The sequence below is a fragment of the Romboutsia sp. 13368 genome (assembly GCF_018336475.1).
Classification (GTDB): Bacteria; Bacillota; Clostridia; order Peptostreptococcales; family Peptostreptococcaceae; genus Romboutsia.
Window position 1 is genome coordinate 882,670 of sequence record NZ_CP048741.1, and the last position, 928, is coordinate 883,597.

Genomic DNA, 928 nt, shown 5'->3' on the forward strand with positions numbered 1-928 from the left:
ATTATTTTTACATTCGTATTATTAATATAATGCGAACTTGAGAGTAGTTTAGCAAAGTAACATAAAAACCACATTCATTTACTATTAATAAGTATATGGATGTGGTTTTTATATTGTAATTCTAGTTTGATTATATTATTTGATTATATATAATCAAACTTAAAGATTGAAATATAAACGTTACACTATATTGATTATAATTTTAACCTTATATTCTTATAGGGTAGCTTTTTTATTTTTTATAGTTTAGGATATAATAGTTCATATAGCATTTATTAGAGGTGATAATTTGGACAAGAAATTTTTTAATAACGATGGACTATATGTTGCTAAAAATATACTTGGAAAGTTTTTAATAAGAAAATATAATGATACACAAATTGTAACTAAAATAGTTGAAACTGAAGGATATATGGGGATAAAAGACAAGGCAGCACATGTATATAATGATAAAAAAACGGATAGAACAAAACCATTATATTTAGAAGGTGGGCATATATATGTATATCTTATCTACGGGATGTACAATTGTCTAAATTTATCAGCCAATGTTGAAAATATACCAGAATGTGTGCTAATAAGGGCAGTAGAGCCTATAAAAGGWTTTGATAAGATATCGTTTAATAGATATAAAAAGGATTACACAGAACTTAATAGTTATCAAAAGAAAAATATAACTAATGGGCCAGGAAAGCTTTGTATGGCATTAGAAATAGATAGAAGTTTTAATTCTAAATTTATATTAGATAGTGATCTTTATATAAGTGATTTTTACATAGATGAAAATGGAGAAAAGGTATATTCTGATGATGACTTTGAGGTAGTAGAATCTAAAAGGGTGAATATAGATTATGCTGAAGAAGCTAAAGATTATTTATGGAGATTTTATATAAAAGACAATAAATATGTATCTGTAAAATAAATAATA

At 24.6% G+C, this 928-nt stretch carries 1 protein-coding gene; it reads left to right on the forward strand.

What is annotated here, in order from left to right:
• The first annotated feature begins 289 nt into the window (after positions 1-289).
• Positions 290-922 carry a DNA-3-methyladenine glycosylase gene (locus G3997_RS03555; protein WP_296648197.1) on the forward strand — a complete coding sequence of 211 codons (633 nt, stop codon included), beginning with the start codon at positions 290-292 and terminating at the stop codon, positions 920-922.
• Positions 923-928: the final 6 nt, after the last annotated feature.